17 protein-coding genes are annotated in these 15,406 nt (G+C 56.6%); 10 read left to right on the plus strand and 7 right to left on the minus strand.

The genetic code is table 11. The features are described 5' to 3' along the window. Positions 1-93: 93 nt before the first annotated feature. Genes C8N36_RS03660 through C8N36_RS03675 form a run of 5 tightly spaced genes read left to right on the plus strand, consistent with a single transcriptional unit; the run spans position 94 to position 3,961 of the window. Positions 94-708, plus strand: a complete 615-nt coding sequence (locus C8N36_RS03660) for a DUF4178 domain-containing protein (protein ID WP_097803262.1) — start codon at positions 94-96, stop codon at positions 706-708. Further along, positions 705-2,003 (plus strand): DUF4178 domain-containing protein, encoded by a 1,299-nt coding sequence (locus C8N36_RS03665; RefSeq protein ID WP_097803263.1) that lies wholly within the window; start codon positions 705-707, stop codon positions 2,001-2,003. The genes C8N36_RS03660 and C8N36_RS03665 overlap by 4 nt, the downstream gene beginning before the upstream one ends. 2 nt (positions 2,004-2,005) lie before the next feature. After that, positions 2,006-2,176, plus strand: a complete 171-nt coding sequence (locus C8N36_RS24085; protein ID WP_170125790.1) for a hypothetical protein — start codon at positions 2,006-2,008, stop codon at positions 2,174-2,176. A gap of 10 nt (positions 2,177-2,186) precedes the next feature. Beyond that, on the plus strand, positions 2,187-2,411 hold the full coding sequence (locus C8N36_RS03670) for a DUF350 domain-containing protein (RefSeq protein ID WP_097803264.1): 225 nt from the start codon (positions 2,187-2,189) through the stop codon (positions 2,409-2,411). Further along, positions 2,408-3,961 (plus strand): polyamine aminopropyltransferase, encoded by a 1,554-nt coding sequence (locus C8N36_RS03675; protein WP_097803265.1) that lies wholly within the window; start codon positions 2,408-2,410, stop codon positions 3,959-3,961. The genes C8N36_RS03670 and C8N36_RS03675 overlap by 4 nt, the downstream gene beginning before the upstream one ends. Here C8N36_RS03675 and C8N36_RS03680 read toward each other — a convergent pair. The 3 genes from C8N36_RS03680 to C8N36_RS03690 are packed head-to-tail and all read right to left on the minus strand — an operon-like array spanning position 3,958 to position 6,766. After that, a complete protein-coding gene (locus C8N36_RS03680; RefSeq protein WP_245910713.1) occupies positions 3,958-4,635 on the minus strand; it encodes a GntR family transcriptional regulator in 678 nt (225 codons plus the stop codon). The two genes, C8N36_RS03675 and C8N36_RS03680, sit on opposite strands and share 4 nt — an antisense overlap. A 14-nt stretch (positions 4,636-4,649) precedes the next feature. Further along, positions 4,650-5,678 carry a Gfo/Idh/MocA family protein gene (locus C8N36_RS03685; protein ID WP_097803266.1) on the minus strand — a complete coding sequence of 343 codons (1,029 nt, stop codon included), beginning with the start codon at positions 5,676-5,678 and terminating at the stop codon, positions 4,650-4,652. Beyond that, a complete protein-coding gene (locus C8N36_RS03690) occupies positions 5,675-6,766 on the minus strand; it encodes an isocitrate/isopropylmalate dehydrogenase family protein (RefSeq protein WP_097803267.1) in 1,092 nt (363 codons plus the stop codon). The genes C8N36_RS03685 and C8N36_RS03690 overlap by 4 nt, the downstream gene beginning before the upstream one ends. 211 nt (positions 6,767-6,977) lie before the next feature. Between C8N36_RS03690 and C8N36_RS03695 the strand changes: the two genes are divergently transcribed. Next, positions 6,978-7,259, plus strand: a complete 282-nt coding sequence (locus C8N36_RS03695; protein ID WP_097803268.1) for a putative quinol monooxygenase — start codon at positions 6,978-6,980, stop codon at positions 7,257-7,259. Continuing rightward, complete coding sequence (locus C8N36_RS03700; RefSeq protein WP_097803269.1) at positions 7,256-8,077, plus strand: N-acyl homoserine lactonase family protein; 822 nt, start codon at positions 7,256-7,258, stop codon at positions 8,075-8,077. Before C8N36_RS03695 ends, C8N36_RS03700 begins: the two co-directional genes overlap by 4 nt. 173 nt (positions 8,078-8,250) lie before the next feature. On the opposite strand, the gene recR is transcribed toward C8N36_RS03700, so the two are convergent. The 4 genes from recR to C8N36_RS03720 form a co-directional block, all read right to left on the minus strand. After that, on the minus strand, positions 8,251-8,847 hold the full coding sequence (gene recR, locus C8N36_RS03705) for a recombination mediator RecR (protein WP_097803270.1): 597 nt from the start codon (positions 8,845-8,847) through the stop codon (positions 8,251-8,253). Beyond that, positions 8,847-9,869, minus strand: coding sequence for a TraB/GumN family protein (locus C8N36_RS03710; protein WP_170125791.1), 1,023 nt, complete (start codon positions 9,867-9,869; stop codon positions 8,847-8,849). Before C8N36_RS03710 ends, recR begins: the two co-directional genes overlap by 1 nt. A 38-nt stretch (positions 9,870-9,907) precedes the next feature. Next, positions 9,908-10,252 carry a YbaB/EbfC family nucleoid-associated protein gene (locus C8N36_RS03715; protein ID WP_097803272.1) on the minus strand — a complete coding sequence of 115 codons (345 nt, stop codon included), beginning with the start codon at positions 10,250-10,252 and terminating at the stop codon, positions 9,908-9,910. Positions 10,253-10,406: 154 nt separating this feature from the next. Further along, the gene (locus C8N36_RS03720) at positions 10,407-12,167 is read right to left on the minus strand and encodes a DNA polymerase III subunit gamma/tau (RefSeq protein WP_097803273.1); all 1,761 of its coding nucleotides are present in this window, start codon (positions 12,165-12,167) and stop codon (positions 10,407-10,409) included. A gap of 225 nt (positions 12,168-12,392) precedes the next feature. On the opposite strand from C8N36_RS03720, the gene C8N36_RS03725 reads away from it, so the two are divergent. From C8N36_RS03725 to C8N36_RS03735, 3 genes are all read left to right on the plus strand, one after another. Continuing rightward, positions 12,393-13,919, plus strand: coding sequence for an ankyrin repeat domain-containing protein (locus C8N36_RS03725; RefSeq protein ID WP_097803274.1), 1,527 nt, complete (start codon positions 12,393-12,395; stop codon positions 13,917-13,919). Between the two features lie 98 nt (positions 13,920-14,017). Next, positions 14,018-14,854: a KPN_02809 family neutral zinc metallopeptidase gene (ypfJ, locus tag C8N36_RS03730; RefSeq protein ID WP_097803275.1), complete on the plus strand. Its 837-nt coding sequence runs from the start codon at positions 14,018-14,020 to the stop codon at positions 14,852-14,854. Next, on the plus strand, positions 14,820-15,368 hold the full coding sequence (locus C8N36_RS03735) for a protein-tyrosine phosphatase family protein (protein ID WP_245910714.1): 549 nt from the start codon (positions 14,820-14,822) through the stop codon (positions 15,366-15,368). The genes ypfJ and C8N36_RS03735 overlap by 35 nt, the downstream gene beginning before the upstream one ends. The last annotated feature ends 38 nt before the right edge of the window (positions 15,369-15,406 follow it).

Genomic DNA, 15,406 nt, shown 5'->3' on the forward strand with positions numbered 1-15,406 from the left:
AACCTGATGCAAGTGAGGCGGTTTGAAAATCCGTGCAGGCAGATGGCAAAAATCCCTACTTGAAATTTGGGTGGGCATCGGCAACCTACGGGGATGACGAAATTTAATTGTCCAAATTGCGGAAATCAGGTCGAACAGAGCCTGTCCATTGTAAAAATGATTACCTGTGACGCCTGCGGAACATCGCTGTTTTTGGCGGATGACAAAGCGCTAACAGCCGGGCAGGGCGGCGAAATGCATGACGCGCCCTTGCTGTTTGGCATTGGCGACAAGGTCAGCATGGGCGCTTATACCGTCGATTTGATGGGGCACGCCCGCTATTCCTATGGCCGCGGGTTCTGGGATGAATTTTGGGGCGTGGATGGCCAAGGGGATCCGGTTTGGGTCTCTGTTGATGAGGGGGACATTGTGGTTCAGGTGCCGTTGCCGTCAAAAGGAGCCCCCAGAGTTTCTGGTGCTGCACGTTTGGGTCAAAAAGTGACCTACCAGCGCGGCGTGTACCGCATCCAAGAAATGGAGAGCGCCGAATGCGTTGCCATTCGCGGCAGTTTTGGCGAACCGATGGAAGTGGGCGATACCCACACCTTTGTAAACGCTGGCAACAAAGCTGGCGATCTGCTGTCAGGTGAATTCTGGGATGGCGGTGAAAACTGGTATCTGGGCGCATGGTTTGACCCATTTGAAGTCAAAGTGGTGCGTGGAACATGACCCGCGCCAGTGATCTGAAAACGGTGAACTGTACGTCCTGCGGGGCTGGTCTCGATGTGCTGGGGGGGGGGCGGGTGACGGTGCACATCTGTCCCTATTGCGGCACCGAACTGGATGCCCAAGACAGCTACAAAGCGCTGCGCACCTTCGCGGATCTCAAACGGCCGGACACACCTTTTACCCTTGGGATGAAAGGCTTGATCCAGGGGGTCGAATACACGGTCATCGGGACATTGGAACACACCGAGACCTATAATGGCAGAAAATGGGTTTGGGTTGACCACCAGATGTATTCGCCGACACATGGTTATGCGTTTCTGACGCTGGAAGATGGCTTTGTGACCTTTTCCCGGCGCTACCGACATCCCGGGTGGCTTTCCGAAAATCAGGTGGAACGGGCCGAAGTTAAGCCGCGCTTGATGGTCGGCGGCGAAAGCTACGTCTATTATGCGACCTCAACCAGCGCAGTCACCTACGCCGAAGGTGAATTTACGTGGAACCCCGCCATTGGTGATAAATCTACTTCGGTCAGTGTGTTGGGCGACACGTCAATGTTGGACTTTTCGCAATCGGGAACGGAACGCGAAACCTATCGGTCCAGCTTTTTCCCGCGCGCCGAGGTCGAAGCGAGTTTTGGCATAAAGCTGCCCAAACTCACCAAGAAAGTGCACCCGCTCCAGCCATTTAAAGGCGGCAAAAACTTTGCCTTTATCCGCAACTGGTCTGCTGGAATTGCCGGTTTCTGCCTCATCTTGTCGATGGTCTTTGGCATGAGCTCGGGCGATCCGGTTCTCAATGAAATTGGAATGCCGGTCGTTGGGCTGCCTGTGGAAATCCCGTTCGAAGTGACCAAACCGGACCAATTGGTTGAAATCGCGATTGCAGCGGATGTCAAAAACAGTTGGGCCAGTATCGGCCTAGAGGTCACCGGACCTAATGACGAGGTGTTGTTTGAAGCAGGGCGCACTGTAGAAGCCTACCATGGCCGTGACAGCGAAGGCTCTTGGAGCGAAGGGTCAGGCCGTGCCAATCTGCGCTTTGTGCCGCAAACCGCAGGCACATACAAAGTGACCCTTGGCGATGCCGAAAGCGGCGTTTGGAGTGACGGCACAGCAGCCACTCCAAAAGTGGCGGTGTCTCGGCTTGATCTTCGCATCCGCGAAGGCCAGATGAGCGGCGTCGGGCTGGGTTTTCTGGCTGTAGTCTTTGGCCTGTTGGCAGGCTGGCAGTTCTTGCGCAAATTGCGACACAGTAATGGCCGCTGGCGGGGCAGCGACTGGACGGATGAGGATTAATCATGTCATTGTTTAGGATCGTTTTTTTAGTCGTCGCAGGCGGATTGGTCGCCGGTACTTCCTATCTTGGCTATCACGGGGTAGGCGGCACCAGCGTCGATCTCGACAAAACCAATTCTGTTCGCGTGGGCAGCAATGGCGGTGGCTATTACACAAACAACCGCGTCAAATAACGGGGACACCATGGAATTTTTAATCGCTATCAATATCGCTGAACTTGTCGGCACCATTGTTTACACTGCCTTGGGCATGTTCTTGATGTGGGTGACTTGGAAGGTGCTTGACTGGATGACGCCCTTTCCAATCATGAAAGAAATCGAAGAGGATCAGAATATCGCACTGGCGGTTGTGATTGGCATGCTCTTCATCTCGATCTCGATTATCATCGCGGCTGTCATCGTTTCATGAATGACACGCCTGTGCCCGCGCCGCAGTCGCGTGCGCGGGAGGTCTGGCTATTGGCCGCTACCTTTTTGGTGGCTGTCGCCGGGCTGATCTACGAGCTGATCGCAGCCACGCTGTCCAGCTATTTGCTTGGCGATTCCATTCGCCAGTTTTCACTTGTTATAGGTATATTCCTGTCATCCATGGGGGTTGGCGCATGGCTGTCGCGCTTTGTGGCGCAGCCCTTGTCGGGGTTCATCTGGGCGCAAATCCTGCTTGGCGTTGTCGGCGGGTTTATGGCACCGGTGCTGTTCTTGCATTACGCTGCGCTGGGCACAGTGGCCGCGCCGCTTTACACCATGCTGATTGCTATTGGTGTTCTGTCGGGCATGGAAATACCGCTGATCGCCCGCGCGATGGAGGCTGTCGGGGCCTTTGAAAACCGGTTCGAGAATGTCCTGAGTGTTGACTACGTCGGCGCCTTGGTGGCCTCGGTCGCCTTTCCGCTGTTTGTCATCCCTCAACTGGGGTTGATGTCGGCCAGCCTGGCCTTTGGCGTGCTGAACCTGATGGTGGCGGGCCTGTCGATCTGGCTGTTTCGCGAACACGTCACCAAAGCGATTGTCACGGTTTGGGCTGTGGCCCTGATCGGGGCACTATATGGGTTGATGCAGTCGGAACGGCTTGTCTCGATCACCGAAACCCAGATGTTTGAAGACGACGTGATTTTGACCGAGGCCACGCCATATCAGCAAATAACTGTCACCCGTTTTCGCGATCGCACCCGGCTGTTCCTGAACCATTCGATCCAGTTCGATAGCCTTGATGAGCACCGCTATCACGAACCGTTGGTCCATCCGGTGATGTCGCATGCGCCGCGCCGTGCCAATGTTTTGATCCTTGGCGGCGGCGATGGCATGGCCGTGCGCGAAGTCCTGCGATACAGCGATGTCGAAACAGTAACGTTGGTGGATCTTGATCCGCGCGTCACAGAAATATTCCGCAACCATCCTGATTTGTCCAAGCTCAACAATCACGCGCTTAGCGATCCACGAGTGACGGTTACCAACGCGGATGCATGGCTCTTTGTCGAAACCAGCACTGGCAGCTATGACGTGGTGATAGTTGACTTGCCTGATCCGAAAACAGTGGCCCTTTCCAAGTTGTACACACGCCAGTTCTACGGCTTGTTGATGGAACGCATGACGGCCCAAGGGATCATGGTCACGCAGGCCGGATCGCCGTTTTTTGCCCGTCAGGCCTTTTGGTCCGTTGCGGCAACCTTGGAAAGCACGCGCAATCCGGGGGCACCGGGGCAGGGGCTCGATGTTGTGGGGTACCACAGTTATGTGCCCAGTTTTGGCGAATGGGGGTTTGTGCTTGCCGGTCCGCAATTGCCCGTAGATCGGGCACCCGAATTGCCCGAAGGTCTGAGGTATTTCACACCCGAGGTCTGGCAATCTGCGCAGGTGTTCGGAGCCGACATGGATAAGGTTGAGGCCGAGGAAAACACCCTGCAATCGCATGCGCTGGTGGCCTATTATCTGGATGGCTGGGACTACTGGTTTCGCTAAATCCGGCTTAACTTGTGCTTTTCAAGCAGGGCAACAATCAAGTCCTTGGCCGCCTGCCTGTGGGCGCGGTGGATGGCGTGAGCTTGATCTGCGTCGCCTGACTTAATCGCATCGTAGACAAGGCGATGGTCTTCGTTGGATTTCGACGGGGGCGGGCGCATATGAAGCGTGATACTTCGCGCACGCCGTACTTGATCAGACATCATTGCAACAACCATCTGGACCCGGCTATTGCCCCCCAAACGCACCAGTTCGGTGTGGAACCGTTCGTCGGCGTCGGCCCATCCGTCCAAATCAGATTTTGCCAGCGCGACATCCATGTCGGCGATGGCCTTTGCGAGTGGCACCAGTTCGTCTTTGGATGGCTGTCGCTCCGCGGCCAAACGCGCCGCGAGGCTCTCCAGCTCGGTTAGCACATCGTAAATCTCACGCATGTCGCCGGGCGAGACAGGCAAAATGCGGACACCTTTGCGGGGGCGCATTTCAAGCAGGCCTTGGCCTTCAAGCGTCAGGGCTGCTTCGCGGACGGGAGTGCGCGACATGCCCAAATGCGCGGCCAACTCGCTTTCCAAATGGTCGGATCCCGCCGGAAGATCGCCAGCAAAAATCATTTCACGCAACGCATGGATAGCGCGCTGGGTGTTGGATTGCGGTTTGGTGTCTGTTTGGGTCACGCGGGGAAGGGCCTCTAGGGGTTAAGTTTGATCTTTTGTCCGGTATCTGCCGAGGCATAGATCGCTTCTTCGATGTCGATCACCTGCAAATAATCGCGGGCGGTGTTTTCAAGCGGTGTCCCGTTCAAAAGGCCCGAAACCACATGGCTTTGCAAGTGGTGGACGCAATCACCGCCAAAACCTTCCCATTCATTGGCGGGCAATAGGCAGGTTTCGTGGGTTTCTTGAAACCCGCGCCGCCAGAGCGACCCATCGCCACGTAGTTTAATCGACCCAGCCGTGCCCTCGATCAGCGCCTCGCCCATGGTGCGGCGGTGGTTGTCGGCAGCATGGTCAAGGTGGCGGTTGCCATCCAGCAGGGCACGGACGCCGCCGGGGTGGTCAAACAGCATATAGCCCGCATCTTCGCCTGAAATGACCGGATTCACCTGACGTAAATCGGCATAGACTGCGGTCGGATTGCCCAGAAGATAGCGAAAGGTATCCACCCAATGGACGGCGGTTTCATGGACCAAGAACCGGCTCATGTCTTGGAAATACGGTTGGCGATCCAGATAGGCGCGTGGCCCCTGTCCATCACCGGGCCGCAAGCGAAACGTGATTTGCTGCAAGGTGCCCACGGCGTTGCGATCCAACTGTACCTTGAGGGTTCGATACCAAGGCTGAAACCGAAAGTTTTCATGCACGATCAGTGTCGCGCCATGGCTCTCTGCTAGGGCGGTGATGTCTTCGGCCTCGGTGTGATCCTGACAAAAGGGTTTTTGACAAATCAAGGTCCTGACACCCTTGCCCAATGCCAAACGGATGGCCTGCGCCTGCGCAACGGGCGGCAGGATTATGTCCAACAAGTCGGGTTGGGCGTGGTCAATCATCTGCGCCAAATCGGCAAACGCGGGTAGTCCGGTGCGTTTGGCCGCTTCGATGTCACGATCACATGAGGCGACAAGTTCGACGGTATCCATGCGCGCCCAACTGCCATAGTGGAACTGGCTGAAATAGCCCGCCCCGACACAGGCGACTTTGAGAGGGCTATGGGCGGTCATGGCAAATCCAATGCGGCAATCACAGCTTTGGCGGCGGCATCGGTGCCAGCCTCGCCGCCCAGATCGCGGGTCAATATCTGGCCTTGCGCCACGACATGCTCAACCGCTTGTCGGAGCTTGGCCCCGTCGGATGTCATCGCTTCGACATCGTGGCGAATTCCCAGCCATTCCAACATCATTGCGCCGGACAGGATCATGGCAAATGGGTTGGCGACACCTTGTCCGGCTATGTCAGGCGCTGATCCGTGGCACGGTTGGAAGACGGCGTTGTCAGTGCCAATATCGGCGGATGGTGCAAGGCCAAGGCCGCCCATCAACCCCGCGCCTAGATCGGATAGAATATCGCCAAACATATTTTCGGTGACCATCACATCAAAATCCCAAGGTTTTTGCACCATCCATAGGGCGGTAGCATCAACATAGGCATGATCTGCGATCAAATCAGGGTGCTTGGCGGCTTCGGCATCAAACATCTCGCGGAAAAAGGCAAAGGCGCGGAAAACATTGGCCTTGTCGACACAAGTCACTTTGCCGGGGCCGCGGCCAGCCTCCTTACGGGTTTTGGCCAAGGCAAAGGCAAATTTGAACAGTTTTTCGGAAATCTCCCGGGTGATTAGCAGCGTTTCACGGGCCTCATCCTTTGTGACTTCGCCGCGACCTTGGGTGTAGAAAAGCCCTTCGGTGCTTTCACGGATCAAAACAAAGTCGATCTCTTTTCCGTCGGGCATATTGAGCGGTGTTCGTTGTCCGGCGCGCACCGTTACAGGGCGTACCCCGGCGAAGAGTGTCAGTGCCTTGCGCAAATCGATCTGCGGGGAAATCTCGGTTCCGTCATCGTAGCGGACATCAGGTAGACCCATTGCCGACAAAAGGATCGCATCGGCACGGCGGGCAATCGCCATGGATGCCTCGGGCAGGGACTCTCCGGTTTTGGCATAATGCGCGGCCCCGGCGGGCGCGTCGGTGAAGGACAGGCCGTAACTGTTCGAACTGCGGGCCAATTCGGCCAGAATGTTTACGGTAGGACCCGTGATTTCCGGGCCGATACCGTCGCCTTCAAAAACAGCGATCTCAAATGTCTGGGTCATTTCGGGTGTCCTTGGCGTATTTTGATGGGGCAGAAATGCGGCTTTGCATTAATGTATTTTTTAATGTATACGTAAGTGAATAGTAGAAAGCAAGCACCTCTGTCCAATTGCCGTCGCCGCGCCGCATCCGACCTTGAAAGTTGTACTGATTTACGCACAAATCATGGGCAACAGACGCAGGGTTGGTTGCCCGAAAAAGGAGATACCCCGAATGTATGTTGTAACTGTGACCTTCCAAATCCACCCGGATCGCATGGAGGCATTTTTACCGCTTATGATCGACAATGCCCGCGTGTCGCGCCGGATGGAGGCCGGATGTCAGCTTTTTGATATCTGCCGCGATAAAAACGAAGTCTTTTTGTATGAAATCTATACAGATCGGGCTGCGTTCGATACCCACCTCGGCAGCAAGCATTTCAAAGCGTTTGAGGCCGCGATCGAGGGGATGGTGGCGGATAAACGGATCCGGCTATTTGACGAGGTGATCCGATGAGCGCCCGCGTGTCTCATGCCGGCGACACATGGGAAGTGCATGCGATCAAATACGCAGATCGCAATGCCCGCACCCGTGCTGACAGTTTCATCTTTGACGACAATCACGATGCGCCGCATGCGATGGATTATTTCATGTGGCTTTTGCGTCAGGGCGACCGCGTGATCCTTGTCGATACGGGTTATGACGATGCCGAAGCCGCCAGTCGCGACAGACCTATTCGGCTAAATCCAGCTCAAGCGCTTGCTCCATTGGGCCTCAAACCCGAAGACATCACCGAAATCATCGTGACGCATCTGCACTATGATCACGCAGGCGGCTTGGCGCTTTTCCCCAATGCGCATCTACATCTGCAAGCGGCAGAGATGGCCTATGCCACGGGTCCTTGTATGTGCCATGATGCCTTGCGGATGCCCTTTACGGCAGGCCACATCTGCGAAGCCATCACCCGGCTTTATCGCGGCAAGATGACTTTCCACGATGGCGATGCCCAGATTGCGGATGGCGTAACAGTGCATTGCATCGGCGGCCACTCACGCGGATTGCAAGCGGTTCGGGTGCGCACTCAGGTCGGCTGGATGGTTCTTGCCTCGGATGCGGCCCATTACTATGAAAATTTTATGGCCCGCAAACCCTTTCCAATTGTGGTTGATCTCCAAAACATGCTCGACGGGTTCGATACACTCTACCGTTTGGCCAGCAAGCCGGAACTAATTGTCCCGGGACATGATCCATTGGTCCGAACCCTTTTTGCCCAAGGGGCCGCCGACCATATCCACCGCCTCGATCCGGGCCCAATCGCGCCAATCAAGACCTAGAATACTGCTGGTTTTCTCTTGTCCTCAAATATCCCGGGGGTGAATGGAGCTCTTGAGCTCCAGAGGGGCCTGGCCCCCTCTGCACGCTAGAATGACCACATCCAGCGTGATGGCGATTGGCTGTTTAAATGTGAACTGCTGCACCCAGTCATGAAACGTGGTCAAAATTGTTGTTACAATTTTTTGCGTGCGTTCATGGCTGCGGTGATCGTGCCATCATCAAGATAATCCAGCTCGCCGCCGATGGGCACACCTTGGGCGAGCGACGTTAGTTCGACCCGATTTTCCAACTGGTCTGCGATATAATGAACTGTGGTTTGACCATCAATCGTGGCATTGAGCGCAAGGATGACTTCGGTGATCTCTTCGGCCTGCACCCGTGTGACCAACTGCGGGATACGCAATTCATCTGGCCCAACCCCGTCGAGGGCAGATAGGGTACCGCCAAGCACATGATATCTGCCTTTGAAAACTCCGGCCCGCTCCATCGCCCACAGATCGGCCACATCTTCGACGACACATAATATCCCGTTGGCGCGGCGCGCGTCTTCGCAGATATCGCAAATATCCGAGGTGCCGACGTTGCCGCAATTCAGGCATTCGCGGGCCGTGGCAGCGACCTCTTGCAAGGTGTCGGCGAGCGGGGCTAACAAGATCCCTCGCTTGCGGATCAGATGCAGAACCGCACGGCGGGCAGAGCGTGGGCCAAGTCCGGGCAGGCGCGCCATCAAAGCGATCAAGTCTTCAATTTTATCAGTGGATTGGGACATCAAGGGATTTCGCCGGGCAAAGGGATACGTTCCACTGTGTAACCTTCGGCGCGCAGCAGGTCCACCATGCCAACCGCGCCGGGCAGGTGATAAGCGCCAACAGCCAGAAAAACGCCGCCCTGCGCTAATTCGGGGCCAGCGGCGGCGAGGAAATCATGATTGCGTTGATCCAACAGGTAGCCGTTCATCGTGTCATACAGCGCATCTGCTTGCGGCCCCAATAACCCCAGAACCTCGGCCCGATCGGCCACCATCGAAAGCCCGATGCGCCCTTGCAGGTACAGGGCCATATGGGCGGCATTTGATGCCGGGCTGTCTTGTGGGGCCAAATAGCTTGCAAAAACGGCAATCATCGCGCGGGCCTGCTCTGCATTCTCGGGTTTGTCAAAATGGGATTTGAGCCGTTGAACCGGCTCAAGGCCCAGAACCGGAATACCCGCTATATGGGCTTTGGTTTGCAAATAGCTGTCTTGGTCGGGAATAATGCCGGCATTAAAATCGTCGCAGGGCGATCTCAGCAACAGCTCGGTCAAACTGCCAAGCGTGAGATGGTCGATGTTATACCCGCCCCATCCCAGGCCTTCGATACGGTCAAAAACCCATGTGGTCACGTCGGCTGGCAGGTCTAAATCGGAAAATGTAAAGGTCGATGTCGCAGGGCGAAACACATTCGGATAATTGACCGTTTGCCAAAAACTGTCCCTGCTTGAAAAGGTGGGATCGATCTCGAAGGCTGCCAACCTTGACTGGTCCAAAGTGTCCATGACAGCGGCAGGTACATCCAGAATAAACCGGTTTGAGCTGTGATTGGTGCCCCACAAAAAAGATGTTTTTCCGTCTGTTCCGGTGATCTTCCAAAACCGGCCTGTGGCGTTGGCGATCTTGGCGGCCTCATTTTCCAATGCTTTGAGCGGGACAGAGGCAATGACGGCCGGCACCGTCGGCATTTGCGTGATTTCGCAAACTTCCTTGGTGGCCCAAGCCTGCGCGAAGGCACCGGACACTGAGCAGAGCAAAGCCAAAAGGCACACTCCAGTCAGAGTCCGGCCACGCAATCTCATCAGAAGGGCAGTTTCATATCGGCGGGCAGGCCGAGCTCTTGGGTGATTTTTTGCATTTCAGATTGCTCACGCTCTTTGGCTTTGGCTTGAGCGTCCTTGATTGCCGCAAGGATCAGGTCTTCGGCGACTTCTTTCTCCGAAGGCACAAAGATCGACGGATCAATATCAAGGCCGGTCAGTTCACCTTTGGCGGTGGCGCGGGCCTTGACCAAACCTGCACCGGATTCGCCGATGACAACCGTGTTGTTCAGGTCTTCTTGCATCTGCACAACTTTGGCCTGCATGTCTTGTGCGGATTTCATCATCTTGGCCATATCGCCAAGTTGGCCTAGTCCTTTGAGCATTGCTATTCTCCTATAGTTTTGGCCTGAGGAATGGCCGATGTGTTGCGCGCGGTTATCGCAGCCATCAAGATAAGGGACAAGTAGGGAGGCCGGGTCCAAATTTCATCACCGAAACCTGTAAATTCCACCAGCAGATTTTGGCAGTGTCCGCCTCCTAGTCTTCTTCAAACGGATCCCATTCGTCTTCGACTTCCGCCAAAGACTCCTCAAGCGCGACGGCGGCGATGTCTTCGGCAGTCCGGACATCAACGATTTCGGCTTTGGGAAAGGCGGCGATGACGGCCTGAACCAGCGGGTGTTCTTCGGCTTTGGCATGCAAGGCGAGTTTCGCAGCATCGCGGCGTTCGACAATGGTTGGCGCATTGCAATCACTGACGATTGAAACTGCCCAACGGTTTCCGGTCCAGCGTTGCAAGGCCCCGCCGATCCGTGCCGCCAAATCGGGCGAGGCATTGTCCGCCGGTGCAAACTCTATCCGGCCGGGTTGATAGGCGGCCAATCGAACGCTGCCCTCTACGTCGACCAGCAATTTGACATCGCGGTTGATCCGGATCAGCTCCAACACATGTTCAAACGTGGGATATTTGGCCAAGGCTTGATCGACGGCCACGGCTGCCGCCGCACCGCCACCGCCGGCATAGGCCACCGGGCCAGACGTGCCCGGATGTGTTGGTGCCGGTAGCCCTTGGGCTGAGGTGTTGTGATGGCTTGGTTGCGCCATCCCGCCTCCTTGGGGCCCCGGAGCAGTGGGTGGCGGCGTGTCTTGAAGTTTGCGGATCAATTCTTCGGGTGACGGCAGATCGGCAACATGGGTCAACCGGATCACGGCCATTTCAGCCGCCATCATCGAAGACGGGGCGTTGGAGACCTCTTCAATCGCCTTGAGCAGCATTTGCCAGGCTCGCGACAGGGGACGCATGCCAAGCCCGTCGGCAAAAGCCAATCCGCGGGTGCGTTCATCGGGTGCGATCGTGGGGTCTTCGGCTGCGTCAGGGGTGATTTTCACCACCGAAACCCAGTGTGTCAGTTCGGCCAGGTCGCGCAAGACGGCCAGCGGGTCTGCTCCGTCGGCGTATTGGCTCGACAGCTCTTGTAGCGCGCCTGCCGCATCACCGCGCATGATCCGTTCGAACAAATCCATAACGCGGCCGCGATCCGCCAGTCCTAACATGGCGCGGATTTGATCGGCAGTTGTCTCGCCTGCTCCATGGGAGATGGCCTGATCAAGCAGCGATGTTGCATCGCGCGCCGATCCTTCGGCTGCGCGGCAAATCAGGGCCAAAGCGTCGTCGGTGATCTGGGCATTTTCACCGGTCGCGATTTTTCGCAGCATGGCAATCATGACTTCGGGTTCGATCCGGCGCAGGTCAAACCGCTGGCAACGCGACAGTACCGTCACGGGCACCTTGCGGATTTCCGTGGTCGCGAAAATGAATTTGACATGCGCCGGTGGCTCTTCGAGCGTTTTGAGCAAGGCGTTGAATGCACCGGTCGACAACATATGCACTTCGTCGATGATATAGACTTTGTAGCGGGCAGAAGCCGCGCGATAGTGCACAGAATCGATGATTTCGCGGATATTGGCGACACCGGTGTTTGATGCCGCGTCCATTTCCATCACGTCGACATGGCGGCCTTCCATGATGGCGACGCAGTGTTCACAGATGCCGCATGGATCGGTGGTGGGGCCAGCGTTTCCGTCTGCGCCGATGCAATTCATGCCTTTGGCGATGATGCGGGCAGTGGTGGTTTTGCCGGTGCCGCGAATGCCTGTCATCACAAAGGCCTGAGCAATGCGGTCCGCCTCGAACGCGTTGCGCAGCGTGCGCACCATCGGGTCTTGGCCGACCAGATCAACAAAGGTCTCTGGACGGTATTTGCGGGCAAGAACCTGATATTCGGGCGTGTCGGTCATGTCGGTCCAGTCTCGAAGTGTCAGCGCATAAGCTACGCGTTGCAGGCGGGGGCGTCCACCGCTTGATTTTCTAAAACCGGCGGGGCACTGTGGCTTTGGGCCGTTTGCAGGCGGCCTCCAGATCCGCGGAAAGTGCCAGCACCTGCCAGACGACGAATTTTCGCCGAAAATTCGGTTTCTCTGCCCGACTAGCGGATCAACGGGCAACACATGAGGAGCCCGATAATGACCCTTTCCATAGACAACCTACGTCGTGCAGCCAAGCAACTGCATCGCGCCTTTGAGGCCGGTGACAAGCTGGCCCGCGAGCGTCTTAAGCAACATCCGCCGCGACCCGCGGGCGAGCTGCTGAAAAGGGCGGATTTTTTGCATGTTGTCGCGCAAGAGAACAACTTCGCCAGTTGGCCGCAGCTAAAGCATGCGGCCGAAACCATGGGGCTGGATCGCGCAGCAAAGGTTCAGCGCCTCAAGGTGGCTTTGTTTCATGGACGCAATTCTCTTGTTGAGGCGTTATTGCAGGGCACACCGGACCTTGCGGCGGGGCATTTGGGGCTGCAGATTGCGCTGTATGATCTGGCAGCGGTGCGCAGGGCCGTGCTGGCAGATGCGACACTTGCCACCAAGGCTTTGGGCCCGCGCCGACCAATCTTGCATCTGGCGTTCTCTAGATGGATACATGCCCGACCTGATCTTGCTCCGGATATGATTGGCATTGCCCAACTGTTGGTGGATCACGGTGCGGATGTGAATGACGGTTTTGCCCAAAACGCAGGGTCTGATCACAGGCTATCAGCGCTGTACGGCGCGATCGGCCATGCGGACAATATGGTTTTGGGGCGTTGGCTTTTGGATCATGGGGCAGATCCAAATGATGGCGAGTCGCTGTATCACGCAACCGAGCTGGGGCATCACCAAGGCTTGGCGATGTTGTTAGAGGCAGGGGCCGATCCCAAGGGGACCAATGCTTTGTTGCGGGCAATGGATTTTCAAGACCATGCCGCTGTTGAAATGCTGCTGGCTCATGGCGCACGGGCGGATGATTTCAACGATGCCGAAGTTGGCGGAGAATCCCCTTGGGTGGTGCCCGCCTTGCACCAAGCGGCGCGGCGGGGATGCGACACGCAGATGGTTCAGTTGCTGTTGCAGGCCGGGGCCGATCCGGCGCGGGTGTATCAAGGTGCCAGTGCTTATGGTTATGCCTGCGTGCATGGAAACCAGCCTGTTATCAGAGCTATTGAAGCACGGCGCGCAGAGGTGCCTCTGTCCCACGAGGAAAGCTTATTGGCAAAAGCAGCCAAGGGCGAGGATGTCATCGGCAGTTTTATTGATCCCAACAGGCTGCCACCCGCCTATACCAATTTGATCCGCGAAATCTTGCACCTGCCGGGGCGGCTCGATTATGTCAAACGTCTGGTGGTGCTGGGTTTACCCTTTGACACGGCGGATGGCCAAGGTTTGACACCTATTCAATTGGCAGGTTGGGAAGGACTGCCCGAGGTATTGAATTACTTCCTGAGCCTTGGTTGCGATCTGTCCCATGTCAACGGTTATGGCGGTACGCTTTTGTCGACAATTCTCCATGGGTCGGAAAATAATCCGGAACGAGCGGGACGCGACTACATTGCCTGTCTGGAACGCGTGCTGCATCACGGTGTTGCACTGCCCAAACACGCCATCACAATGATCGGGCGCGAAGACCTTCGGGCGTTCCTTGAAGACTGGGCCGAGGCGCGTCCGGGGCAAGTTGTCTGATCCGAAAAGATCACGCCATTTGACGGCGATAACGAATCATCTGGGCCAATGGCGCACGATGTGTATCATCTCTTGCGTGATTTAAGGGGGAGTGACGTATGAAATTGCGCGGCATTCGAGGCAGCCGGAATATCGAGGACCGACGCCGACAATCGCGCGGCGGCGGTGCCAAAATTGGCGGTCTCGGGGTTTTGGTTATTTTGGCCGTCGGCTATTTCGCGGGCATTGACGTGTCTGGTTTGCTGCAAGGCTTGGACGCTCCCGCCCAAAATGCGCCGCAACAGGTCAGTGCCGAGCAAGAGAAAGCTGCGCAGTTTTCTGCGCAGGTTTTGGCAACGACAGAGACTGTTTGGGGCAAAGAGTTTCCTGCACAATTGGGCCGCACCTATGAGCCGCCTAAAATGGTCTTGTTTTCTGGCCAAACAGCGTCGCCCTGCGGCGGTGCCAGCGGGGCCACAGGTCCGTTTTATTGCCCGGCGGATGAAAAAGCTTATCTCCACACCGAATTTTTCGAAACCTTGTCGCGCAGTCTTGGGGCGGGCGGCGATTTTGCAGCGGCCTATGTGATTGCCCATGAAGTTGCGCACCATGTGCAGCAGGAGTTGGGGATATTAGGCGAGGTTAACAAACGTCGCCAAACTGCAAGCGAGACGCAGGCCAATGCTCTAACCGTTAGGCTTGAACTTCAGGCGGATTGCCTGTCTGGCGTTTGGGCTCGCAATGTTGATGGGCTACTTGAACCCGGCGACATCGAAGAAGCGCTGAACGCGGCCCGCAAAATCGGCGATGACCATTTGCAACGCCGTGCTGGTCGCGTGCCGCAGCCTCATACCTTCACGCATGGCACATCGGCGCAGCGGTCGCGGTGGTTTGCACGTGGCTACAATGGGGGGGAAATGCGTGACTGTGACACCTTCAGCGCCCAAAAACTCTGATCCTATTGTGATCCACGCGCTGCCTGTTGGTGGCGGCATCTTGGCCTTGTCGACTTTGCCGGGGGCTGGCGGAAACTATGCTGGCGATATCGAACATTTGTCCAGTTGGACACCGGCCATCGTAATCACGCTTGCCACTGATGCTGAATTGTCCGCAGCGCATGCCGAGACGCTGGGGGCCGACATGCAAGATAAGGGCGCACGCTGGGTGCATTTCGATATTCCTGCCAATGCGATCCCCGAACGTGCTGGCGGGGAAACATGGGAACAAGTGAGCGAACGCGCGCGCCGGGCGCTTAAGGGCGGCGGGCGCGTCGTGGTGCTGTGCGGTGATCAAGGTGCACGGTCGGCGATGGTGGCTCTGCGGCTCATGATTGAAACCGGCGCTGCGCCGGGCGATACCAAGGATAGATTGGCCAATGCCCAAGAGGCTGGAATTGGTAACGAAAATCAGATCAACTGGGCCAAAGGCGCTGAGCAAAATATGCCATTGTTCATGCGGCACACTCAGTAGTCAGGCCAAAAACTAAGGGGATTGTTGTGCCTGACCTC

It is taken from the genome of Pelagimonas varians, from assembly GCF_003208435.1.
Lineage (GTDB): Bacteria > Pseudomonadota > Alphaproteobacteria > Rhodobacterales > Rhodobacteraceae > Pelagimonas > Pelagimonas varians.